At 69.1% G+C, this 23,590-nt stretch carries 14 protein-coding genes; 10 read left to right on the plus strand and 4 right to left on the minus strand.

Annotation, left to right across the window (positions count from 1 at the left end; all coding sequences use genetic code 11):
* Positions 1–66 precede the first annotated feature (66 nt).
* From metK to C556_RS0102770, 3 genes are all read left to right on the plus strand, one after another.
* A complete protein-coding gene (gene metK / locus C556_RS0102760) occupies positions 67–1,233 on the plus strand; it encodes a methionine adenosyltransferase (RefSeq protein WP_018746703.1) in 1,167 nt (388 codons plus the stop codon).
* Positions 1,234–1,404: 171 nt separating this feature from the next.
* Positions 1,405–1,728, plus strand: coding sequence for a rhodanese-like domain-containing protein (locus tag C556_RS0102765; RefSeq protein ID WP_026262750.1), 324 nt, complete (start codon positions 1,405–1,407; stop codon positions 1,726–1,728).
* Between the two features lie 650 nt (positions 1,729–2,378).
* Positions 2,379–2,879: a GNAT family N-acetyltransferase gene (locus C556_RS0102770; protein WP_018746705.1), complete on the plus strand. Its 501-nt coding sequence runs from the start codon at positions 2,379–2,381 to the stop codon at positions 2,877–2,879.
* A gap of 7 nt (positions 2,880–2,886) precedes the next feature.
* Here C556_RS0102770 and C556_RS0102775 read toward each other — a convergent pair whose 3' ends face one another.
* The 3 genes from C556_RS0102775 to C556_RS0102785 all read right to left on the minus strand — a co-directional run bounded on the left by C556_RS0102775 (position 2,887) and on the right by C556_RS0102785 (position 4,442).
* Positions 2,887–3,366, minus strand: a complete 480-nt coding sequence (locus C556_RS0102775; RefSeq protein ID WP_018746706.1) for a hypothetical protein — start codon at positions 3,364–3,366, stop codon at positions 2,887–2,889.
* Positions 3,367–3,453: 87 nt separating this feature from the next.
* Positions 3,454–3,762, minus strand: coding sequence for a DUF6916 family protein (locus C556_RS0102780; RefSeq protein WP_018746707.1), 309 nt, complete (start codon positions 3,760–3,762; stop codon positions 3,454–3,456).
* An 83-nt stretch (positions 3,763–3,845) separates the two neighbouring features.
* Positions 3,846–4,442: a phage tail protein gene (locus tag C556_RS0102785; protein WP_018746708.1), complete on the minus strand. Its 597-nt coding sequence runs from the start codon at positions 4,440–4,442 to the stop codon at positions 3,846–3,848.
* Between the two features lie 209 nt (positions 4,443–4,651).
* Between C556_RS0102785 and C556_RS19045 the strand changes: the two genes are divergently transcribed.
* The 7 genes from C556_RS19045 to C556_RS22720 all read left to right on the plus strand — a co-directional run bounded on the left by C556_RS19045 (position 4,652) and on the right by C556_RS22720 (position 22,379).
* Complete coding sequence (locus C556_RS19045) at positions 4,652–5,512, plus strand: sulfotransferase family protein (RefSeq protein WP_051083203.1); 861 nt, start codon at positions 4,652–4,654, stop codon at positions 5,510–5,512.
* Positions 5,513–5,826: 314 nt separating this feature from the next.
* Positions 5,827–13,527, plus strand: a complete 7,701-nt coding sequence (locus C556_RS0102795; RefSeq protein WP_018746710.1) for a DUF4347 domain-containing protein — start codon at positions 5,827–5,829, stop codon at positions 13,525–13,527.
* Positions 13,528–14,586: 1,059 nt separating this feature from the next.
* A complete protein-coding gene (locus tag C556_RS0102800) occupies positions 14,587–16,086 on the plus strand; it encodes a TolC family protein (protein ID WP_018746711.1) in 1,500 nt (499 codons plus the stop codon).
* Positions 16,087–16,276: 190 nt separating this feature from the next.
* Positions 16,277–17,092, plus strand: a complete 816-nt coding sequence (locus C556_RS0102805; protein WP_018746712.1) for an efflux RND transporter periplasmic adaptor subunit — start codon at positions 16,277–16,279, stop codon at positions 17,090–17,092.
* 195 nt (positions 17,093–17,287) lie between these two features.
* A complete protein-coding gene (locus C556_RS0102810; protein ID WP_018746713.1) occupies positions 17,288–18,637 on the plus strand; it encodes an efflux RND transporter periplasmic adaptor subunit in 1,350 nt (449 codons plus the stop codon).
* Positions 18,638–19,457: 820 nt separating this feature from the next.
* A complete protein-coding gene (locus C556_RS0102815; RefSeq protein ID WP_018746714.1) occupies positions 19,458–21,560 on the plus strand; it encodes a site-2 protease family protein in 2,103 nt (700 codons plus the stop codon).
* A gap of 378 nt (positions 21,561–21,938) precedes the next feature.
* The gene (locus C556_RS22720) at positions 21,939–22,379 is read left to right on the plus strand and encodes a pyridoxamine 5'-phosphate oxidase family protein (protein ID WP_018746715.1); all 441 of its coding nucleotides are present in this window, start codon (positions 21,939–21,941) and stop codon (positions 22,377–22,379) included.
* Positions 22,380–22,537: 158 nt separating this feature from the next.
* On the opposite strand, the gene C556_RS0102825 is transcribed toward C556_RS22720, so the two are convergent.
* Positions 22,538–23,548, minus strand: coding sequence for a zinc-dependent alcohol dehydrogenase family protein (locus C556_RS0102825; RefSeq protein ID WP_018746716.1), 1,011 nt, complete (start codon positions 23,546–23,548; stop codon positions 22,538–22,540).
* Between the last annotated feature and the right edge of the window lie 42 nt (positions 23,549–23,590).

Here is a 23,590-nt window from a genome sequence, read left to right on the forward strand (position 1 = left end):
AACGGCCCGCAGCGCGCAGCATGGCGGCACCAAGCAGCCAGAACCCGCCGAAGGATCGATCAACGCATGAAAGAATTCCTCTTTACCTCCGAATCGGTATCGGAAGGCCATCCCGACAAGGTCGCGGACCAGATCTCCGACTCCATCCTCGACGCCATCCTCACCCAGGACAAACACGCGCGCGTCGCCGCCGAAACGCTGGTGAACACCGGCCTGGTGGTGCTGGCCGGCGAGATCACCACCGCCGCCAACATCGACTACATCCAGATCGCGCGCGACACCATCAAGCGCATCGGCTACGACCACAGCGACATCGGCTTCGACTACAAGACCTGCGCCGTGCTGGTGGCCTACGACAAGCAGAGCCCCGACATCGCCCAGGGCGTGAACGAAGGCGCCGGCCTCGACCTGGACCAGGGCGCGGGCGACCAGGGCCTGATGTTCGGCTACGCCTGCGACGAAACCCCGCAGCTGATGCCGGCCGCCATCTACTACGCGCACCGCCTGATGCAGCGCCAGTCCGAACTGCGCAAGGACGGCCGCCTGCCGTGGCTGCGCCCGGACGCCAAGAGCCAGGTCACCCTGCGCTACGACGCCGACAGTGGCAGCGTGCTGGAAGTGGACACCATCGTGCTCTCCACCCAGCACCATCCCGACATCAGCCACGCCCAGCTGTCCGAGGCAGTGATCGAGGAGATCATCAAGCCGGTGCTGCCGGCCGAATGGCTGAAGAACCCCAAGTACCTGGTCAACCCGACCGGCCGTTTCGTCATCGGCGGCCCGATGGGCGACTGCGGCCTGACCGGCCGCAAGATCATCGTCGACACCTACGGCGGCGCCGCGCCGCACGGCGGTGGCGCGTTCTCCGGCAAGGACCCGTCCAAGGTGGACCGCTCGGCCGCCTACGCCGGCCGCTACGTGGCCAAGAACATCGTCGCCGCCGGCATCGCCAAGCAGTGCCTGGTGCAGGTGAGCTACGCCATCGGCATCTCCAAGCCGGTGTCGATCATGGTCGATACCTGGGGCACCTCCAAGCTGAGCAACGAAGAGATCGTCAAGCTGATCGAAAAGCACTTCGACCTGCGCCCCAAGGGCATCGTGCAGATGCTGGACCTGCTGCGCCCGGTGTACACCCGCAGCGCCGCCTACGGCCACTTCGGCCGCGAAGAGCCGGATTTCACCTGGGAACGCACCGACAAGGCCGCCGCGCTGCGCGCCGACGCCGGCCTGTAAACCCAGGCACCGCCGCGACAACGGGATGGCCCAGCCATCCCGTTTTTCATGCCCGCCGCCGATGCGCGCGGCATTGACGACGCCGGCGCCCCATCGCAACATCGCCGCTTCGCGACCGGGCCGAAAGAGCACGGCGCCCCGCCCGCGGCGGACAACCCTGGAACCGACACCATGCAACACCTGCAACCCCAAGCGCTGGCCGACTGGCTGGCCGACGCCGAGCGCCCGCGCCCGGTGCTGCTCGACGTGCGCGAAGGCTGGGAGGTCGCGCACTGCGCGCTGCCCGGCATCGTCCATATCCCCATGAACGAGATCCCGGCCCGCCAGCAGGAGCTGGACCCGGACGTACCGACGGTGGTGATCTGCCACCATGGCATGCGCAGCTTCCAGGTGGCGATGTTCCTGGAGCGCAACGGCTTCGAGCAGATGATCAACCTGACCGGGGGGGTTGCCGGCTGGGCGGACGAGGTGGATTCCGCCTTTCCGCGCTATTGAATGGCAGTGGTACGCGACCGGAACGCCAGCCCCCGGCCAAGCCGGGTGCGCACCATGCTCGGTATGCGAGTAGCGGCTCCAACCTGTTCCATTCCGACTCCCCCCGCCCTCGCCGCCGCGAGGGGGCCTCGCTTCGCTCGCGCTGTTGCATCCTGCTGGCGGATTGCCATGGTGAAAGTGCATCAAGCTCCCGGCCAAGCCGGGCGCACGCCGTTCGCGGTATGCCAACAACCGCGCTTCCTGCTCGATTCCACTCCCCCCGCCCTCCGCCGCGAGGGGGCCTCGCTTCGCTCGCGCTGTTGCATCCTGCTGGCGGATTGCCATGGTGAAAGTGCATCAAGCTCCCGGCCAAGCCGGGCGCACGTCGTTCGCGGCATGCCAACAACCGCGCTTCCTGCTCGATTCCAATCCCCCCGCCCTCGCCGCGAGGGCCGGAGTACTTGCTACATGCCGGTCCCGCTCGATCTGCGGCAAGCCCCCGGCCAAGCCGGGCGCGCATCGTTCGGAGGGCGCCAGTACCGACCCTCCCTTTTTCGACACCACTCCCCCCGCCCTCGCCGCCGCGAGGGGGCCTCGCTTCGCTCGCACGCGTGGTCCCATCCCGGCTTGTCGGGCGGTCGGCTCAATCCACAATCGGTGAAGAACCCACCATGCTCGACAGCGCCAATGCCCTGGCCGATGGCCTGACCATCCGCCCCGCCCGTTCCAGCGACGAACCGTTCCTGGCCGCGCTCTACCAGAGCGCCCGGCCCGACCTGCAACTGATCGACGCCGACCCCGAGCTGATCGAAAGCGTGGTCGCGCAGCAGTACCAGACCTTGCAGACCGGCGCCGGCACCGCCTACCCCAACGCCATGCACTACGTGATCGAAAAGACCGCCGCCAACATCGGCGCGCTGGTGGTCGATTTCGGGCCCAACGAAGTGCGGGTGATCTACCTGGCATTCATCCCCAACGCGCGCGGCCTGGGCTTTGGCCGTACCGTGCTGCAAGGCGTGCAGCAGGCGGCGCGGCAGGTGCGCTGCCCGGTGGCCGCCGTGGTATGGCGCAGCAACCCGCGCGCACGGCAGCACTACATCGCGCTGGGATTCCAGGTGGAAGAGGCGGGGGATACCGCCGAACGACTGGTGTGGTACCCGACAGCGGCCTGAGCGCCGATCAGCCGGCCCGCGCCTTGCGATTGGCCCTGCGGCCCCAATGGGCGCCGAGCAGCGAAGCGGCGTAGCCCAGCAGCGTCAGGCACAGCGTCGTGGTGGTGAATCGCGGCCAGCTCATCCAGACCATCAGACCGCAGGTCAGTGTGGCCGCGATCAGCGCGCAGCGGTACTCGTGGCGCTTGGCGATGCGGGCGCAGACGAAGCCCGCCAGCACCGAGATCATCGTGCCGAGTATCGTCACGATCAGCATGTACGGCGAGTACCATGCCAGCGATCCCATGTGCGCTTCGAGCTGATCCGGCGGCATGCCGCCCAGCGTCAGCAAGGCACCGTAGGCGATGCCCAGTATCAGGGCCAGCAAGTTGGAGCCGACGAAGTCCAGCAGAAAGGCATACAGCACCGCCTTCACCGGCGAGCCGGGGCTCGTGTCGGCCTGGGTCAGATCGACGCCGGGGGCGGCGTAGGGGTTGTCTTGTTCCATGGTCTCACCGGGTGATGCGCCCCACGCTCGGGGCGAAACCACGGCAGTGTCGGCCGCTGCGCGTGTCGGCGCAAGCGGCGGGCGCGCTCAGTTGAACACCACCTGGAAATACGCCGCGCGCTCGTCGCGGCCCAGCGCCGGCACGCGCGACACGAACATGCCTTCCAGCCGCCCCAGCGCCGGCAGGTCCAGCGCGCACGGGCCGTGGACGAAATCGGTGCCGTCCGGCGCGGTCAGCGCCACCGCGAACGGCATGCGGCTGCCCGGCATCTGCGACAGCGGCTTGAGGTCCACCTGCTCGACCCGCACCGCCAGCGCGCGGCCGTCGGGCAGCGCCAGCGTACAGGTGGTGCCCACCAGGGGCTGGAAATGACTGGCTTCGATCCGGTGCAGCATCGGTGCTCCAAAGAAAACGCAGGCCGGGGGCCCGGCCTGCGATGCGACGTGCGAGCGTCGCTTCGATCCGCGTATGCGGCGGATCAGTTGCGCGACGGAAAGATGCCGTTCAGCGCCACGCTGAAGTTCACCGCCAGGAACGGGTTCATCAGCCCGAACGGCTGGCTGCCGCCGGCCGCCGCGGCGGCCACGGTGCCGCCCAGGTTGCTGCTCACGCCTTGCAGCGTGATCGGCCCGGTGCCCAGCGCGTCGGAGTAGATGGTGGCACTGCCCGGGCCGGTGCCCGATGCGCCGATGTAGGAGTTGGTCGCCGTCGGCGCGTTGACCGGGTTGCTGGCCGCGGCGGCCAGTTGCACGTTGGTGGCCACCGTCAGCGAGCTGGTGATGGCATGGGTGTGCATCGGCATGTTGTTGGAGGTCAGCGTGATGCTTTCCACGCCGCCCACCTGACCGATCGGACGATTGCTCAGGCCGGTGCCGGAGCCCTGGCCCATCGGCATGCGGCCTTGCAGGTTGGGCAGGCCGAAGGTGGATACGCCGTCGCCGCCGTAGGTGGTGCCGACCAGCGCGAACAGCGCGCTGAACTGCGAAACCGCCAGCAATTGGCCATTACAGAGCGCCCAGCCGGACGGCGCATAAGGGAAAGCAAACGGCTGAATGGTGCCGATGAAAACTTCCATCTTTCATCTCCAGATATTTTTCTGATGGGTCGCGCTGCCCTGCCGCCGCCCCCGTGGCGGTGGTACACGCAGCGTCTTGCGAGATATAAAGCATTTTCCGACGAAAGACAGCGTCATTTTGGTGACTGATCCGTAGTTGATCCGCCCCGCCTATGTCGCAAGCCGGTGACATAGAATAGTATTCACTAATTGATCCGCGAAGCGTAAGCGTGTCCACAGCCCACTACCACTTCATCTCCGGTTTACCGCGCTCCGGCTCCACATTGCTGTCAGCTTTGCTGTTGCAGAACCCGCGTTTCCAGGCCGGCATGACCAGCCCTGTCGGCACGTTGTTCGGCGCGGTGCTGGCGCAATGCAGCGCCGGCAGCGAATTCGGCCCGGTGATCGAGCTGGCGCAGCGGCGCCGGCTGTTGAAGGGCTTGTTCGACAACTACTACGCCGATTGCCCACGGCCGGTGGTGTTCGACACCAACCGCCAGTGGTGCGCCCGCCTGCCTGCGCTGCGCGACCTGTTCCCGCAGGCCAAGGTGATCGCCTGCGTGCGCAACGTGGCGTGGGTGATGGACAGCATCGAGCGGCTGTACCGCGCCAATCCGTACGAGAACACCAAGCTGTTCGTGGACGATACCGAGCGCAACACCGTCTACAGCCGCGTGGATACCCTGGCGCAGCGCAACCGGCTGGTAGGTTTTGCCTGGGCCGCGCTGAAGGAAGCGTATTACGGCGAGCACGCCGATTCGCTGCTGCTGGTGGATTACGAACTGCTCACCCACGCGCCGGAGCAGGTGCTGCGGCTGGTCTACGACTTCATCGGCGAACCATGGTTTGCCCATGATTTCGACAACGTGCGCTACGACGCGCCCGAATTCGACCAGGCGCTGGGCGTCGGCGGGCTGCACCGGGTGAAGCCGCGCGTGGCGCCGCAGGCGCGGCGCACCGTGCTGCCGCCGGATCTGTTCGAGCAATACGCGCGGCTGTCGTTCTGGGAGGACGGCGCCGCCAGCGCCGCCAACGTGATCCGCCTGCGGCCGGAACCCACGCCGGCGCCAGCACCGGCGGCGGCACCGTAGCAGTAACGCAACACAGCAAGACCACAACAATAGAACTGTCATGCCGCCCGGGTCGAATCCGGCGGCAACACTGGAGATCGGCTGTCGCGTGGTGGTTTGGGTGGAAGCGCTAAACCCCAAATCTTGAACCACAGAGAACACAGAGAACACAGAGATTCACGGAGAAAAACAAAACTCAACTCGGGTCTGGTTGGACTGGCGCGGGATTTGGGTTTCTCTGTGATCCTCCGTGTTCTTCGTGTTCTCTGTGGTTCAAGATTTGGGGTTCAGCGACACCCCCAACCACCACCCCACGGCCGCACAAGGAGCATGCCATGTGGTGGACCAAGCGCAATTCGACGCAAGACACGACCGGCCAACGCCGCCCCACGACCGGGTCCTCGCTGATCCTGGCGCTGGAGCCGCGCATCATGTTCGACGGCGCCGCCGTCGCCACCGCCATCGACCGGCCGCATGAAGCGCCTACCCACGACACACGCTCCGATCCCGCATCCACCGGCGATGGCGCCGACCACAGCGCTGTGGCGCCCGCCGCGGTGCTGCCGCCGCAGGCCGAGCCGGCCGGGCGCAACGTGTTGTTCGTCGATGCGCGGGTCAAGGACGCGGACAAGCTGCTGGCCGATCTCAAGCCGAATACCGAGGTGGTCTACCTGCGCGCCGACCAGGACGGCCTGACGCAGATGAACACCTACCTCGCCGGCCATCCCGGCGCCCAGTCGGTGCAGATCCTGGCCCACGGCTACAGCGGCGACCTGTGGCTGGGCAGCAGCTACCTCTCCGCCGAAAACCTCAATACCTATTCCGACAGCCTGGCGCGGCTCGGCCAGAACATGGCGCAGGGCGGCGACATCCTGATCTACGCCTGCAACACCGCCGACGGCGCGCGCGGATCGGCCTTCGTCGATGCGCTGGCCGCCGGCACCGGGCGCGACATCGCCGCGTCCAGCAACCGCACCGGCGCCGGCAGCGACTGGGTGCTGGAAGTCACCCGCGGCAGCATCGAAAGCACCTCGGTGCTGTCGGCCCAAGCCGAACACGGCTACCAGTACAACCTGGCCACCATCACCGTCACCAGCAGCGCCGACAGCGGCGTCGGCACCCTGCGCAACGCCATTGCTAGCGCCATCACCGGCGACACCATCACCTTCAGCAGCGGCATGACGGTCAGCCTCACCACCGGCGAGCTGGTCATCACCAAGAACCTGACCATCGACGGCGACATCAACAACGACGGCGTCGCCGACGTGACGCTGGACGCCAACTACCGCAGCCGCGTGCTCCAGGTACAGGCCGGCAGCAACGTGATGCTCGACGGCCTGGTGATCACCCGCGGCCTGGTCTCCGGCAACGGCGGCGACGCCGGCAACGGCCTGGCCGCCGCCGGCGCCTTCGGCGGCGGCATCTGGAACGCCGGCACGCTCACCCTGCTCAACACCTCGGTCACCGCCAACGCGGCGGCCGGCGGCGGCGGCGGCGGCGGCAACTTCGCCTACGACGGCGGCGGCGGCGGCGGCGGCGGCGCGTTGGGCGGCGGCATCGGCGGTCGCGGCGGCGAATCGGGCGTCTCCCACAATCTGGGCGGCAGCGGCAGCGCCAACCAGGGCGGTCGTGGCGGCGCCGATAGCGCCTTCCCCGGCATGGGCGGCCAGGGCGGTACCGGCGTCGGCGGCGCCGGCGGCAGCTACCTGGGCTATTCCACCGGCGGCACTGGCGGCACCGCCACCAACGGCAGCATCAGCATCGGCGGCGGCGGCGGCGGCCTGGGCACCGACGCCACCGGCGGCGCCGGCGGCTCGGCGGCGGGCGGCATCTACAACGCGGTCGGCGGCACCATCAACGTCATCGGCAACTCGATCATCAGCAACAACCTCGGCGCCGGCGGCGGCGGCGGCGGGGGCGGCGCCGGCGGCTCGCTGGGCAACCAGAACGGCGGCGCCGGCGGGCGCGGCGTCGGCGCGGTGTGGAACAAGGGCACCTTCAACATCACCGCCGCCAACAACGCGGCCATGACCGGCAACGGCGCCGGCAGCGGCGCCGGCGGCCAGGAACTGGGCACCGGCTCGCCGGGCCCCAGCCCCGCCGCGGTCACCGGCATCTACAACGACGGCGGCGCGCTCAACACCAGCTACGTGCCCAACGCGCCGCCCGTGCTGGGCGGCCTGCAAGGCGACAGCGTCACCTTCACCGAGGGCGACAGCGCCCGGCTGATCGACCTGGGCAGCAATGCCACGGTGTCGGACGGCGATTCGGCCGACTTCAACGGCGGCAGCGTGCGGGTGTCGATCACCACCAACCGCGTCACCGCCGAAGACCTGCTGTCGATCCGCAACCAGGGCACCGGCGCCGGGCAGATCGGCGTCAGCGGCAGCACCATCACCTATGGCGGCGTCGCCATCGGCACCTTCACCGGCGGCAGCGGCAGCAACGATCTGGTGATCACCTTCAACTCCGCTTCGGCTACGCCGGCCGCGGTCGAAGCCCTGCTGCACAACCTGGTGTACGACAACAGCAACGTCGACAACCCCACCGCGTCGGCGCGCACCCTGAGCGTCACCGTCTACGACGGCGACAGCTACACCACCACCACCAACACCGTCACCGTCAACGTGGTGGCGGTGAACGACGCGCCCACGCTCAGCCCGGCCAACAGCAACGCCAGCTACACCGAGGGCGGCAGCGCCGCCGTGCTCAGCGGCAGCCTGACGCTGGCCGATGTGGACAGCACCACCTTCCAGGGCGCCACCGTCACCGTCAGCGACTTCCGCACCGGCGACGTGCTGTCGGTCGGCGCGCCCAACGGCTTCACCGTCAGCTACGACAGCGGCACCGGCGTGCTGACCCTGAGCGGCGGCGGCTCGCAGGCCGCGTTGCAGGCCGCGCTGCGCTCGATCACCTATTCCTCGACCTCGGACGACCCCACCGCCGGCGGCAGCGACACCACCCGCCAGATCAACTTCACCGTCACCGACAGCGGCGGTGCGACCTCCACCGCGGTCACCGCGCAAGTGGCCGTCACCGGCGTCAACGACGCGCCCACGCTGTCCGGCGGCCCCTACACCTGGGCCGGCACCAACGAAGACACCACCTCGTCCGCCGTCACCGTCGCCACCCTGCTGGGCAGCACCACCCACGCCGACCCGGACGGCCCCGGCAGCGGCATCGCCATCACCGGCAGCAGCGGCGGCGGCGCCTGGGAATACTCCACCGACGGCGTCAACTGGACCGGCGTCGGCGCCGTCTCCAACAGCGCCGCGCTGCTGCTGTCCAGTACCACCCAGTTGCGCTTCGTGCCGGACGGCGCCAACGGCAGCGCAGCCGGCCTCACCTTCCGCGCCTGGGACCAGAGCGCCGGCACCGCGTCCACCAACGGCACGCGCAATACCGCCGACACCAGCACCAACGGCGGCAGCGCCGCGTATTCCACCGGCACCGCGCAGGCCTCGCTCACCGTCAGCAGCGTCAACGACGCCCCGGTGCTGACCCCGGTCGGCCCGACGCTGACCGGCCTGACCGATTCCGACACCAACAACCCCGGCGTGGCGGTGTCCAGCTTCCTGACCGGCCATGTCACCGATGCGGACACCGGCGCGGTGCAGGGCATCGCCCTCACTGGCCTGACCTCCGGCACCGGCACCTGGCAATACAGCACCAACGGCGGCGCCAGCTGGCAGAACGTCGGCGCGGTCTCCGACGCCTCGGCACTGCTGCTGCGCAGCGGCGACCGGGTGCGCTTCGTGCCCGACGGCGTCAACGGCGGCGACGTCAGCCTGACCTACCACGCGTGGGACCAGAGCGGCGCCACCGCCGGCCAGCAGGGCACCAAGGTCGACGCCAGCGCCACCGGCGGCGCCAATCCGTTCTCGGCCGCCAGCGATACCGCCACCCTGCACGTCACCGCCATCGACGACGCGCCGGTGGTCACCGCCAGCGGCGGCGCCGCCGCCTTCGTCGAGGGCAACAACGTCACCTCGACCCCGGTGGTGATCGACAGCGGCCTCACCGTGACCGACAGCGATTCGCCGCTGCTTTCCAGCGCCACGGTGGCGATCAGCGGCAACTTCCTGGGCAGCCAGGACGTGCTGGCCTTCACCAACAATCCGGCCACCATGGGCGACATCGTCGCCAGCTACGACAGCGGCACCGGTATCCTGACGCTGACCTCCGCCGCCGGCGCCTCCGCCGCGCAATGGCAGGCCGCGCTGCGCAGCGTCACCTACAGCAACAGCTCGGATACGCCGTCCAGCCTCGACCGCACCATCACCTTCAAGGTCAACGACGGCAACAGCGACAGCAGCGGCGCCAACCGCACCGTCACCGTCGCCGCCACCAACGACGCGCCGACCGTGTCGATGCCGGCCAGCCTGACCGCGGCCGAGGACACCGCCACCGCCATCACCGGCATCAGCTTCGCCGACGCGGACGCCGGCAGCGCCAGCGTCACCGTCACCCTGTCGGTCGGCAGCGGCACGCTGTCCGCCACCAGCGGCGGCGGCGTCACCATCGGCGGCACCGCCAGCGCGCTGACGCTGTCGGGCTCGATCGCCAACATCAACACCTTCATCGCCGGCGGCGCCGTGCAGTTCCTGGGCGCGGCCAACAGCACCGCCAGCGTCACCCTCACCGCCGGCATCGACGACGGCGGCAACTCCGGCGGCGCGGCGCAGACCGGCAGCGGCACCGTCACCATCGCCATCACCGCGGTCAACGATGCGCCGCACATCAGCGCGCCCCCGTCCATCGCCGTCACCGAGGATGTGACCACCGCGCTGAGCGGCATCAGCTTCAGCGACGTCGACGCCGGCCCGGGCACGGTGAGCGTGCAGTTCAGCGTCGCGCCGGGCAGCGGCACCCTCAGCGCCATCGGCGCGTCCGGCGTCACCGTGCTCGGCTCGGGCACCGGCACGCTCAGCCTCAGCGGCACGCTGTCCGACATCAACGCCTTCGTCACCGGCGGCGCCGTCAGCTACACCACCGCCGCCAACGCCACCGGCAACGTGGTGCTCGACGTGACCATCGACGACAGCGGCAATACCGGCAGCGGCGGCAACCAGACCGATCACACCACCGTCACCCTCACCGTCACCGCCGTCAACGACGCCCCGGTCAACAGCGTGCCGGGCACCCAGAGCGTGTTGCAGGACGGCACCCTGGTGTTCAGCACCGGCAACGGCAACGCGCTGTCGATCGCCGACGTGGACGTCGGCGGCGGCACCATGCGCGTCACCCTCACCGCCAGCAACGGCCTGCTCACCCTGGGCAGTCTCAGCGGCGTGAGCTTCCTGGTCGGCAACGGCACCGGCGACGGCACCATGGTGTTCGAAGGCACCCTCAGCGCCATCAACAACGCCCTGGCCGGGCTGTCGTTCGCCCCCACCGGCGGCTACTACGGCCCCGCCTCGGTGCAGATCACCACCGACGACCTCGGCCAATCGGGCAGCGGCGGCGGTCAGACCGATACCGACACCATCCTGATCAACGTCGCCCAGCCCAACCCGTCGATCACCGGCGTGGCCGGCGGCAGCCCGGACGGCACCTACAAGGTGGGCGACACCGTCCACATCACCATCACCTACGACCAGGCGGTGACCGTATCCGGCGGCGTGCCCACCCTGCTGCTGGAAACCGGCGCCATCGACCGCAGCGCGGTCTACGTGAGCGGCAGCGGCACCGACACCCTGACCTTCGCCTACGTGGTCCAGGCCGGCGACCGGAGCAGCGATCTCGACTACGTCGGCTCCGCCGCGCTGTCGCTGAACGGCGCCAGCATCGCCAGCGTCAGCCTGGGCAACCCCGCCTTCACCACCTTGCCGGCGCCCGGCGCGGTGGACAGCCTGGGCGCCAATGCCGCCCTGGTGATCGACGGCGTGGCCCCCACCGTGGTCAGCGTGACCGCGCCGCCGGCCGGCACCTACATCGCCGGCCAGCCGCTGGACTTCGTGGTCAATTACAGCGAAGCGGTGGTGGTCGACACCAGCGGCGGCACCCCGCGCATCGCCATCACCCTGGACAGCGGCACCGTCTACGCCGAATACCTGTCCGGCTCGGGCTCCAGCGCGCTCACCTTCCGCCTGGTGGTCGGCGCCGGACAGTCCGACACCAACGGCGTGGCGCTGGGCGGCAGCGTCACCGCCAACGGCGGCCTGGTGCGCGACCTGGCCGGCAATGCCCACGTGCCGGGGCTGAACGGCCTGCCCAACACCAGCGCGGTGCGCGTCGACGCCGTGGCGCCGGGCGCCACCGCCATCGTGCGCGCCGACCCGTCGCCGGTGGGCAACGGCAGCGTGCGCTTCACCGTGACCTTCTCCGAGGACGTCGGCGGCGTGGACGCGGCCGACTTCTCGCTGGCCGCCACCGGCAGCGCCAGCGGCACCATCGGCGCCGTCACCCAGCTGGACGCCCACACCTACGTGGTGCAGGTGGACGGCATCGCCGGCGACGGCACGCTCGGCCTGAACCTCAAGGCCAGCGGCACCGGCATCGCCGACCTCGCCGGCAACGCCCTGGCCGGCGGCCTGACCGGCCAGCGCTACGCGGTGGACGGCACCGCGCCCGCCATCCTCGACGTGACCGTGCCCAACAACGGCGCCTACAACGCCGGCGACGTGCTCACCTTCACTGTCAACGTCTCCGAGGCCACCGTGGTCGAAACCGCCGGCGGCACTCCGCGCCTGGTGCTCGACGTGGGCGGCCAGACCGCCTACGCCGACTACGTGTCGGGCAGCGGCGGCACCGCGCTGCTGTTCCGCTACGTGGTCGGCGCCGGGCAGAACGACGCCGACGGTCCCACCGTGGTGGCACTCGACACCAACGGCGGCAGCCTGCACGACACCGCCGGCAACGCGCTCGACACCGCCGTGTCCGGCGTCGGCAATACTAGCGGCATCGTCATCGACACCACCCCGCCCGCCGCCACCGGCATCGTGCGGGTGGACGCCTCGCCGGTGACCGGCAGCACCGTGCACTACACCGTCACCTTCTCCGAGTCGGTATACGGCCTGGATGCCGGCGACTTCAGCGTCACCACCACCGGCAGCGCCAAGGGCCAGGTGCAATCGGTCACCCAGGTGGACGCCACCACCTGGACCGTCACCATCGGCAACCTGGGCGGCTCCGGCCAGCTGGGACTGACGCTGAACGCCAGCGGCAGCGGCATCTCCGACCGCGCCGGCAACAACCTCGCCGGCAACGCCCAGGGCGACAGCTACGAGTTGACGCAGAACCTGGTGCCCACCCCGGCCCCCGTGCCGGCCCCGGCCCCGGTGCCCGCGCCCTACGTGCCGACCTACTTCGTCCCCACCGCCCCGCCGGTCACCCTCAACCCCATCGACGGCAGCGGCATGCTGGTGGACGCCCCCACCCTCAACCCCACCGGCGGCGGCGCCGGGCTGAGCCTGGTGGCGCTGACCGGCAACCCGTTCGTAGTGGACCCGCTGGGCAGCGGCAACACCACCTTCGCCCCGAGCGAATCGCGTAGCGGCTTCATCGAGCTGGGCGGTGGCAGCGGCACCGGCCTGCAAGCCATGCCCGACATCGGCGAATTCTCGGTGCAGGCCGGCGAGCGCGTCAGCATCGCCCTGCCGGCCTCGACCTTCACCCACAGCGAAAAGGGCGTGGAGATCAGCGTCGAAGTGCGCCTGGCCGACGGCCGCCCGCTACCCAACTGGCTGAAGTTCGACCCGGTGACCGGCACCCTGAGCGGCCAGCCGCCCAAGGGCCTGAACCAGAAACTGGTGATCGAAGTGATCGCCCGCGACAACAAAGGCAACCGCGCCAGCAGCCACCTCGACCTGACGGTGAAGAGCGACGCCCAGCGCGGCGCCGACGCGGGCCACGCGCCGGTGCAGGTGGCCAGCGTGGACGCCGCCCACTGGGCGGCCCTGGCCGGCGGCGAGGCCCCGGCCGGCAAGCAGGCGCTGGCGCAGCAGTTCGACCAGTTCGGCCGCCCGGCCCGCCAGGCCGCCGCCGATGCGCTGTTGCATCACCTGCAACACAGTCGGGAGGTGGTGGATGCGTGAGGGGGGGAGGCAAGCCTTGGGCGGCTTGGTTGGGGTTGGGGTTGGGGTTGGGGTTGCAACTGCAACTGCGACTGCAACTGCAAAGGCTTTTAACCGCCTAGCGCCTGCGGCGCGGTTGATTGACGCCCTCTACCGCCGTGCGGGCGGGTTCATTTCTTTTGCTTCTCCAAAAGAAACGAACCAAAGAAAAGGAGCCCCGCGTCTGCGCCCCTCCGGGGTTCCCTGCGTCGGTCGCGAGCCTAAGGTCTCGCTCCACTCCTCGGCGCTACGTAACGGGAGGAACCCCCGTTGGGTGCGGCGGGAAGTTGGAAAAAGCAAACACCCGCTTGTACTTTTGGGTCGGCAAAAGGCGCGCGCGCGTCTGCTGGCCGTCGCACACGTCCCCCCTTCCCTTCAAGGGGAGGGGCCGGGGGTGAGGATGGTCTGCCCGGGGCCCCTCAGCAGCGCCGAGCAGAGGACAAGCGGGGCGGGGTTTCGGCGAGGACTGTCTGAGGGCGCGCAGCGCCCGAGTTTCGCAGCCGCCGACCCGATTGTCCGGCGCGAGGGAATCCCGGCAACGCCGGGACGCGTATGCGGGGCGGCCTTTTCTTTGGTTCGTTTCTTTTGGCCGCGCAAAAGAAATGAACCCGCCCGCACGGCGGCAGAGGGCGTCAAACACCGCGCCGCAGGCGCTAGGCGTTTAGGGGTTGGGGTTCAGGCCCGCCCGGTCGCGAAGGGCGTCAATCAACCGCGCCGCAGGCGCTCGGCGTTTCAGAAGTTGAAGTTGCCGTGCAGTCTGCCCAGCCACGAAGGGCACCAAACAACCCGCGCAGCAGACGCTCGGCGTTTAGAGGTTGGGGTTAAAGCCCGCCCGGCCGCCAGGAACATAAAGAAAGCCACACCGCAAGCGCTGGGTGTTCCGGATATTGGGTCCGAAGCCGGCAGCAACATATCAGCCCAACCCCCGCCCTCCAGCACCTGACAGCCATCGACCACGAACACCACAAACAGCAACAAAAAAACCAAGAACACGCTCGGGGCGTCACCGCCCCCTCACCCCACACCAGAAAGGACATCACCTTGCAGCAGCCCCGCTTCCGCCGCGTCACGCTCGCGGCCCTGGTATCCGCCGCCCTGCTCGCCGGCTGCGCCGTCAGCCCCACCCCCATCCCGCTGGAAGAACGCCAGGCCGACCTCGCCCGCCAGCGCAGCGACATGTTCGCCGACCAGGAACCGATCCAGGGCGAAGTCACCCTGGAAGACGCCATGGCGCGCGCCCTCAAGTACAACCTCGACCATCGGCTCAAGCTGATGGAAGAAGCCCTGGCGCAGCGCCAGCTCGACCTGGCGCGCTGGGACATGCTGCCCAAGCTGACCGCCGACGCCGGCTACTTCTGGCGCAACAACGAACTGGCGTCGTCGTCCAAGGACTACGTCACCGGCGAACAATCGCTGGTGCCGTCCACCTCGTCCGACCGCATCCACGACACCGCCGACCTCACCCTGTCGTGGAACGTGCTGGACTTCGGCGTCAGCTACTACACCGCGCAACAGCAGGCCGACCGCGTGCTGGTGATGGGCGAGCGCCGCCGCAAGGTGGTGCACCTGATGATGCAGCAGGTGCGCCAGGCCTATTGGCAGGCGCTGGGCGCGCAGCAGCTCGACAACAAGGTCGAGCCCATCCTCAAGCTGGCGCAGCAGGCGCTGGACGATTCGCGCAAGATCGAGAAGGAAAAGCTCCAGCCGCCGCTGGACACCCTCAACTACCAGCGCCAGCTGCTGGACATCCTGCGCCAGCTGGAATCGGTGCGCGACGAACTGGCGCAGGCCAAGCCGCGCCTGGCGTCGATCATGAACGTGGCGCCGGGCACGCCGTTGCAACTGTCGGTGCCGTCGGACTTCGCCACCCCGGTGCTGCCGGTGCAGCCCGAGCAGATGGAAGAAACCGCGCTGCTGCATCGGCCCGAGCTGGTCGAGGCCGGCTACAACGAGCGCATCGGCCTGCTGGAGACCAAGAAGGCGATGGCCAAGCTGTTGCCGGGCCTGAACATCGAATTCGGCAGCAACTACGACAGCGACAGCTACCTGGTGAACCAGAGCTGGCGCGACCTGGGCCTGCGCGTGAGCTGGAACCTGATGAACCTGCTCAACTACAAGAACATCCGCGGCACCGCCCAGGCGCAATACGAAGTGGCGCGGCAGCAGCACCTGGCGCTGAACATGGCCGTGCTGACTCAGGTGCACGTCGCCTACCGCGACTACCAGGGCCGCAAGCGCCAGTTCGAGTTGTCCGACGAGATGAACGACGTCGACCAGCGCATCCTCACCCACACCCGCAACGCCGCGCGCGCCGACGCCCAGGGCAAGCTGTCCGAGATCCGCGCCCAGGCCAGCGCGGTGATGTCCGAGCTGCGGCTGTACCAGAGCTTCGGCGCGATGCAGAACGCCTACGGCCAGATGCTGGCCACGCTGGGCGTCGACCCGCTGCCCGAGGAAGTGCGCGCGCACGATCTGGCCACACTGCGCAGCGCGATTGCCCAGCGTGAGCGGGAGCCGGTGGTTCAAGCGAAGCCTCAGTGATCAACCGATCAGTTTCAAGCCCCCGGCAAAGCCGGGCGCGCGCCGGCTGCGGAATGCCGGCAACGGCTCCCTCTTACTTCATTCCACTCCCCCCGCCCTCTCCGCCGCGAGGGAGCCTCGCTGTGCTCGGGGGAGACTTCGGTAATGTTGGTTGGATCAGCTTTTTCAAGCGCTTAGCAGGCATCAATCGATGATCGACATGTTGTACGCGCGCCCGGTGGGCGCGCTTCTGGCAGCCATCCTGGCAGCCTCCGTGCAGGCCGCCCCCACCGCCGTCCCCGCCAAGCCGGCCGCCAAACCGACCGTCGCGCCCGCCGCACCCGGCAACTTCGCCGGCGCCGACAAGGACGGCCGCATCCGCACCCAGTTGGTGGCACGCGAATCGGTGGTGATCTCCAGCGAGATCAACGCCAAGATCGCCCGCCTGCCGTGGAAGGAAGGCGACAGCTTCCGCGCCGGGCAGGCGCTGGTGACCTTCGACTGCTCGCTGTTCCAGGCGCAGCTGCGCAAGGCCGAAGCCACCCACGAGGCCGCGCGCAAGCTGCTGGACACCAACCGCCGCCTGGCCGAGCTGAACTCGGTGGGCAAGCTGGAGGTGGAACAGGCCGAAGCCAAGGTCAAGGAGGCCGCCGCCGAGACCGCCTACATGCGCACCACGGTGGGCAAATGCACCATTCCCGCGCCGTTCAACGGCCGCGTCGCCAAGCGGGTGGCGTCGTCGTACGAGTTCGTCACCTCCGGCAAGCCGCTGCTGGAGATCGTCGACACCGGCGCGCTGGAATTGCAGATGATCGTGCCGTCCAAGTGGCTGGCGCGGATCAAGGTGGGCACCCCGTTCACCGTGCAGGTGGACGAGCTGAACCAGTCGTATCCGGCGCAGGTGCTGCGCATCGGCGCACGCATCGACCCGGTGAGCCAGACGATTTCCATCACCGGGCGCATCACCGGCAACCATCCGGATCTGTTGCCGGGCATGAGCGGTTGGGCGGGGGCGTTCGCCCAGTGAAACGATGAACACTCGCTGCCCATGGCACCACATCGGGCCCCCGGCAAAGCCGGGCGCTCGATGTATCGGACATGCCAACATGGGCTCACTCTTGTTCCACTCCTCCTCCCCCCGCCCTCGCCGCCGCGAGGGAGCCTCGCTGCGCTCGGGGTGGTTTCCTGTAACGCTTGCTGAACAACCGCAATTCGCCTTCCCATGAACCTGCAACCGCCGCAACCGCCCGCGCCCGCCGTCGGCGCGCTGCTGACCCTGGTGCAACTGGCGCGCCGTGCGCGCGAGGCGGCCAGTGCCGAGGCGCTGGGCTTCGTCATGGTCAACGAGACGCTGTCGCTGGTGCCGTATCGCCAGGCCGTGTACTGGTCCAGCGCCGGGCTGGGCCACGTGGCGGCGGTGTCGGGCCTGCCGCAGACCGATCCCAACGCGCCCTACCTGCAATGGCTGGCCCCGCTGTGCCGCGCCTTGCAAAAGCAGCACAGCGCGCCCGCGCCGCTGGAGGCCGCCAGCGCCCCCGGCGACCTGGGCGAGGACTGGGCCGACTGGCTGCCGGCGCAGGCGCTGTGGCTGCCGCTGACCGACCGCGCCGGTCAGCCCGAAGGCGGCCTGCTGTTCGCCCGCGACACCCCGTTCAGCGAGCACGAGCGAGCGGTGCTGCTGGAGCTGGCCCACGCCTACGGCCACGCGCTGGCCGCGTTCCGTCCCGGCGCGTCGCCGCTGCAAAAGCTGAAGCGCGCCCTGCGCCCCGGCAAGCTGCAAAAGCGCCTGCTGATCGGGCTGGCCGTGGTGTGCCTGATCCCCGTGCGGCTGACCGTACTGGCGCCGGCCGAGGTCGCCCCGCGCGAGCCGTTCCTGGTACGCGCGCCGCTGGACGGCGTGATCGAGCGCATCTTCGTCGCCCCCAGCCAGCCCGTCGCCGCCGGCGCGCCGTTGTTCAGCCTGGACACCACCACCTTGCAAAGCCGCCGCGCCGTGGCGCAACGCGCCTACGACACCGCGCTGGAGGAATACCGCCAGTCGGCGCAACTGGCCGTCACCGAGGACGACGGCCGGCTGAAGATGGCGCAAAGCCGCGGCGAGCTGGACCAGCGCGCGCTGGAACTGGAATACACCGCCGAACAGCTGGACCGGGTGCAGGTAAAGGCCGAGCGCGCCGGCGTGGCCGTGTTCGGCGACGTGAACGACTGGCAGGGCAAGGCCGTGACCATCGGCGAGAAGGTGATGCTGCTGGCCGACCCCGCCAAGGTGGAACTGCTGGCGCAGATGCCCGTGGCCGAGCAGATCCACCTGAAGGTGGGCGACACCATCACCCTCTACCCCAACGCCAGCCCGACCGAATCCTACGCCGCGCGCATCGTCAGCGTGGCCTACGCCGCCGCCGAGACCGACGAAGGCGTGCTGGCCTACCGCGTGCGCGCGCAATTCCAGGACGGCGAACACCCCCGCCTCGGCCTGCGCGGCACCGCCCGCCTGCCCGGCGGCTGGGTGCCGTTCGTCTATTACGCCCTGCGGCGGCCGTTTACCTTGGCGCGGCAATGGTTGGGGTGGTGAGGGTGGTTGGGGTTGCAAGAGCGGTTGCAACTGCCGCTGCTGCCACTACAACGGCAACGGCAACGGCCACAGCAACGGCTTTGAACCGCCTAGCGCCTGCGGCGCGGTTACTTGACGCCCTCAACGGCCGGGCGGGCCGGTTCATTTCTTTTGCACGGCCAAAAGAAACGAACCAAAGAAAAGGCCGCCCCGCATACGCGCCCTTCGGGTTCCCTCGCGCCGGACAATCGGGGCGGCGGCTGCGAAACTCGCGCGCAAGCGCGCTCAGACAGTCCTCGCCGAAACCCCGCCCCGCTTGTCCTCTGCTCGGCGCTGCTGAGGGGCCCCGGGTAGACCATCCTCTTCCCCGGCCCCTCCCCTTGAAGGGAAGGGGTGACGCGTGCAACGGCCACCAGGCGAGCGCGCGCCTTTTGCTGACCCAAAAGCGCAAACCAGTGTTTGTTTTTTCCAAACTCCCCGCCGCACCCAACGGGGGTTCCTCCCGTTACGTGGCGCCGAGGGAGCGGAGGGAGACCCTAGGCTCCCGACCGACTGAGGGAACCCCGGAGGGGCGCAGACGCGGGGCTCCTTTTCTTTGGTTCGTTTCTTTTGGAGAAGCAAAAGAAATGAACCGGCCCGCCCGGTCGCGAAGGGCATCAAACAACCCGCGCCGCAGGCGCTCGGCGTTTAATGGGGTGGTTGTACAGGCCCGCCCGGCCGTTGAGGGCATCAAACAACCCGCGCCGCAGGCGCCAGGCGTTTCAGACGTTGCAGTTGCTGTTGAAGTTAAAGTCGCAGCTGCAACAGCAGCTAAAAACCCCGCCTCCCAGGAGCAAGCCTGATGCTCCCCCCCCTCCGCCAGGAACTCACCCTCCACCCCGGCCCGGCCGATCACGCCGGCGCGCCCACCTGGACGCTGCACGACCCGGCCGCCAACCGCTTCTACCAATTGACCTGGCCGGCGTTCGAACTGCTGTCGCGCTGGCGGCTGGGCGAGCGCGACGCCATTCTCGACGCCGTCGCGCGCGAAACCACCCTGCAAGTCGGCGCCGACGACTTCGACGCGCTGTACCTGCTGCTGACCCGCCACCACCTGCTGGTCGCCTGGCGCGCCGACGACAGCGCGCGGCTCGGCCAGGCCGCCGCGGCGCAGCGCATGTCCAAGGCCATGTGGCTGCTCAAGCACTACCTGTTCTTCCGCCTGCCGCTGCTGCGGCCGATGCCGCTGCTGCGTCGCCTGGCGCCATACACCCGCTGGGCGTACACCCCGGCGTTCTGGTGGAGCATGGCCGGCGTGGCGCTGCTGGGGCTGTACCTGGTGTCGCGGCGCTGGGACGAATTCACCCACACCTTCTCCGCCTACGCCGGACTGCAAGGGCTGCTGGGCGTGGGCATCGCGCTCAGTTGCGCCAAGGTGCTGCACGAGTTCGGCCACGCGCTCACCGCCTACCGCTACGGCTGCCGCGTGCCGACCATGGGCGTGGCCTTCCTGGTGATGTGGCCGGTGCTGTACACCGATACCAACGAAGCGTGGAAGCTGATGCGGCGCGACCAGCGCCTGAAGATCGGCGCCGCCGGCATGGCGGCCGAGCTGGCGCTGGCCGCCGCCGCCACGCTGGCGTGGAACTTCCTGCCCGACGGCCCGCTGCGCGGCGGAGTGTTCCTGCTGGCCACCAGCACCTGGCTGCTGACGCTGGCGATCAACGCCAGCCCGTTCATGCGCTTCGACGGCTACTTCCTGTTGTCCGACTGGCTGAACCTGCCCAACCTGCACGACCGCGCCTTCGCCCAGGGGCGCTGGTGGCTGCGCGAGGCGCTGTTCGGCCTGGGCGAGCCGCCGCCGGAACCATTCGCCCCCGGCCGCCGCCGCTTCCTGATCGCCTTCGCCTTCGCCACCTGGTTGTACCGGCTGGTGCTGTTCTTCGGCATCGCGCTCACCGTCTACCACCTGTTCTTCAAGGCGCTGGGCCTGCTGCTGATGGCGATCGAACTCGGCTGGTTCATCGTGATGCCGGTGCTGCGCGAGCTGACCACGTGGTGGCGCCAGCGCCACGCCATCGGCTGGAACCGCGCCACCCGGCGCAGCGCGTTGCTGCTGCTGGCGCTGCTGATCGTGCTGCTGGTGCCGTGGCGCGGCGAAGTGCGCGCGCCGGCCATGCTGGGCGCGGCGCAGAGCCAGGCGCTGTACGCGGTGGAGGCGGCCCGGGTGCGCGGCGCCGCCGCGCGCGAAGGCCAGCGGGTGCAGGCCGGCGAACTGCTGGCGCAGCTCGATGCGCCCGAGCTGGATTTCCGCCTGCGCGCCGCCCAGGCGCACGAGCAGCAGATGCGCTGGGAAGTCGAGCAGCAGCCGTTCGCCAGCAAGTTGCAGGAGGAAGGCGACGTGCTGCGCCGACGCTGGGCCGCCGCGCGCGAGGAGGTGGCGGGGTTGCAGGCGCAGATCCAGCGGCTACAGGTGCGCGCGCCGTTCGCCGGGCGGGTGGTCGAGGCCAATCCGTTCGTGGTCGAGGGCGCCTGGCTGGCGCGCGGCGAGAAGCTGTACCAGGTGCTGGGCGACGGCGGCGAGCTGAAGGCCGAAGCCTTCGTCGGCGAGAAGGACCACGCGGCGCTGGCCGCCGTGCAGGGCGGCGTGTTCGTCGCCGACCAGCCGGAGTTCGGCGCGCTGCGCTGCCGCCGCGCCCAGGCCGACGAAGTGAACATCGCCGCGCTCAACCAGCAGCCCGCCCTGGCCAGCGTGCACGGCGGCCGGGTGCCGGTGCTGCGCACCGCCCGCCACGACCTGGTCCCCGTCGAGACCACCTACCGGGTGCGGCTGTCGCAATGCGACGCCCGCCCGCTGACCAGCGAACTGCCTGGCGTGGTGCTGCTGCAACGCCAGCGCCACAGCCTGGCCGGCGACGCCTGGACCACCCTGCTGGGGTGGTTCCAGCGGGAACGGGGGTTGTGAAGACCTGAAAACCTGAAAGCGAAACCCCACATCTTGAAACACAGAGGGCACAGAGAACACAGAGATTCACAGAGAAAACCGAAAGGAAAGCACAGCATGAAGAGCAGGCGCCGTTGGTGGAGTGAATCCGCTGCCGCTCGACCTGCCACCTTCTCGCTCTTTCTCTGGTTTTCTCCGTGGAACTCCGTGTTCTCTGTGCCCTCTGTGTTTCAAGATGTAGGGTTTAAAAAGATTTGGGGTTTCAACGTCTTAAGTGGTGCCCTCCTTCCCCCGCCACGGCAGGGGCGCACTATGGTTCCAGGCAGGACAAGTCGATGTATCGCGCCGCCGGGCGGGGTGGGCATCGCTTGGTCGGGTACTGGAACAAGGAGATCGGTCATGGAAAGCAGCGAAGCGAAACAACGGGCGCTGGTGCTGGTGGAAAAGCCTTCCATCGTGATGATGATGGGCACCGTCGATGGCGGCGGCGCGCCGCAGATCAAGGCGATGGTCAAGATGCGCGGCGACGGGCTGCGCCGGTTCTGGTTCTGTAGCAACACGTCCACCCGCCGGGCGCAGGCGCTCCAGCACGACCACCGCGCCTGTCTCTACGCCTACGAGTACGCGCCCGACGCCCAGCCGCTGGTATGTCGCGGCGTGATGCTGTCGGGCACAGCCGAGTTGTCGTGGGACGACGACCTGCGGCGCTCGCTGTGGCAGGACTTCATGACGATCTACTACCCGCAAGGGCCGCTCGATCCCGACTACGTCGTCGTCCAGTTCACCGCCGAGCGCGGAAACTACTACGAGGGCCTGGAGAACGAGGATTTTTCTGTGTGAGGAGGCGCTTCGCGAGTGAGGCGTGAGGTGGCGCTTCGCGGGTGAGGAGTGAGGTGTGAGGGGTGAGGTGCAAAGGCAACGTCAAAACCGGGCGCCGTTGCTTTTGACGTTACCCCTCACTCCTCACTCCTCACACCTCACACCTCACTCCTCACTCCTCACACCCCAATCACCACCTTGCCGAAGTGCGCGCCCGACGCCAGGTGTTCGTACGCGTCGCGGGCCTGGTCGAAGGCGAACACGCGGTCGATCACCGGGCGGATGGCGGCCTGGGTCACCAGCCGGTTCAGATCGTGGTGCATGGCGTGCGAGCCGACGAAGATGCCCGACAGGCGCCGCGCGCCGCCGATCAGGGCGAAGGGTTCCAGCTCGCCGCCGAAGCCGCTGACGCCGCCGATGATGGCGACGGTGCCGCCCATGCCGGTGGACGCCACCGAGCGCTTCAGCGTGCCCTGCCCGCCCACTTCCAGCACGGCGTCCACCCCGGCGCCGTCGGTCAGGCGCAGCACTTCCTCCTGCCATTCCGGCGTGGCGCGGTAGTTGATGGTGGCGCTGGCGCCCAGTTGCCGCGCGCGTTCCAGCTTGGCGTCGCTGGACGAGGTGACGATGGCGCGCAGCCCGGCGGCGTGCGCCAGTTGCAGCCCCCAGATCGACACCCCGCCGGTGCCCAGCAGCAGCACGCTGGCGCCGGGCTTGAGACGGCCCTCGACGAACAGCGCGTTCCACGCGGTGACGCCGGCGCAGGTCAGCGTGGCGGCCTCGTGCCAGTCCAGATGCGCGGGCACGCCGACCAGTTGGTCCTCGCCCCAGACGATCTGTTCCGCCAGCACGCCGTCGGCCCCGGCGCCGGGCGCGGCGCGGGTTCTGGCCGCCGTCGGTGCGCCGTCCTGCCAGTACGGGAAGAAGGTGCTGGCGACGCGGTCGCCGACGCGCCAGCGGGTGACCGCGGCGCCGATCTCGACCACCTCGCCGGCGGCGTCGGAGCCGGGAATCAGCGCCTGTCCGCCCGATGCCAGATAGGTGCCGCGCGCCACCATCAGGTCGCGGAAGTTGAGCGACACTGCGCGCACCCGCACCCGCACTTGGTGTGGCGCGAGCGACGGCGCGGCTTCGTCGCGAAGTTGAAGTCCGGCGATGTCGCTGCCGGGTTGAAGGCGATAGACCTGCATGCGGGAACTCCTTTGCGAGAACGGACGGATATCGATCCGGTA

This window comes from Chitiniphilus shinanonensis DSM 23277 (assembly GCF_000374805.1).
GTDB classification, from domain to species: Bacteria; Pseudomonadota; Gammaproteobacteria; order Burkholderiales; family Chitinibacteraceae; genus Chitiniphilus; species Chitiniphilus shinanonensis.

What these genes read in the sequence shown, in the direction of transcription:
- metK (WP_018746703.1), top strand. Translation starts at nt 67, where the DNA reads ATGAAAGAATTCCTCTTTACCTCCGAATCGGTATCGGAAGGCCATCCC.
- C556_RS0102765 (WP_026262750.1), top strand. Translation starts at nt 1,405, where the DNA reads ATGCAACACCTGCAACCCCAAGCGCTGGCCGACTGGCTGGCCGACGCC.
- C556_RS0102770 (WP_018746705.1), top strand. Translation starts at nt 2,379, where the DNA reads ATGCTCGACAGCGCCAATGCCCTGGCCGATGGCCTGACCATCCGCCCC.
- C556_RS0102775 (WP_018746706.1), bottom strand. Translation starts at nt 3,366, where the DNA reads ATGGAACAAGACAACCCCTACGCCGCCCCCGGCGTCGATCTGACCCAG.
- C556_RS0102780 (WP_018746707.1), bottom strand. Translation starts at nt 3,762, where the DNA reads ATGCTGCACCGGATCGAAGCCAGTCATTTCCAGCCCCTGGTGGGCACC.
- C556_RS0102785 (WP_018746708.1), bottom strand. Translation starts at nt 4,442, where the DNA reads ATGGAAGTTTTCATCGGCACCATTCAGCCGTTTGCTTTCCCTTATGCG.
- C556_RS0102795 (WP_018746710.1), top strand. Translation starts at nt 5,827, where the DNA reads ATGTGGTGGACCAAGCGCAATTCGACGCAAGACACGACCGGCCAACGC.
- C556_RS0102805 (WP_018746712.1), top strand. Translation starts at nt 16,277, where the DNA reads ATGATCGACATGTTGTACGCGCGCCCGGTGGGCGCGCTTCTGGCAGCC.
- C556_RS0102810 (WP_018746713.1), top strand. Translation starts at nt 17,288, where the DNA reads ATGAACCTGCAACCGCCGCAACCGCCCGCGCCCGCCGTCGGCGCGCTG.
- C556_RS0102815 (WP_018746714.1), top strand. Translation starts at nt 19,458, where the DNA reads ATGCTCCCCCCCCTCCGCCAGGAACTCACCCTCCACCCCGGCCCGGCC.
- C556_RS22720 (WP_018746715.1), top strand. Translation starts at nt 21,939, where the DNA reads ATGGAAAGCAGCGAAGCGAAACAACGGGCGCTGGTGCTGGTGGAAAAG.
- C556_RS0102825 (WP_018746716.1), bottom strand. Translation starts at nt 23,548, where the DNA reads ATGCAGGTCTATCGCCTTCAACCCGGCAGCGACATCGCCGGACTTCAA.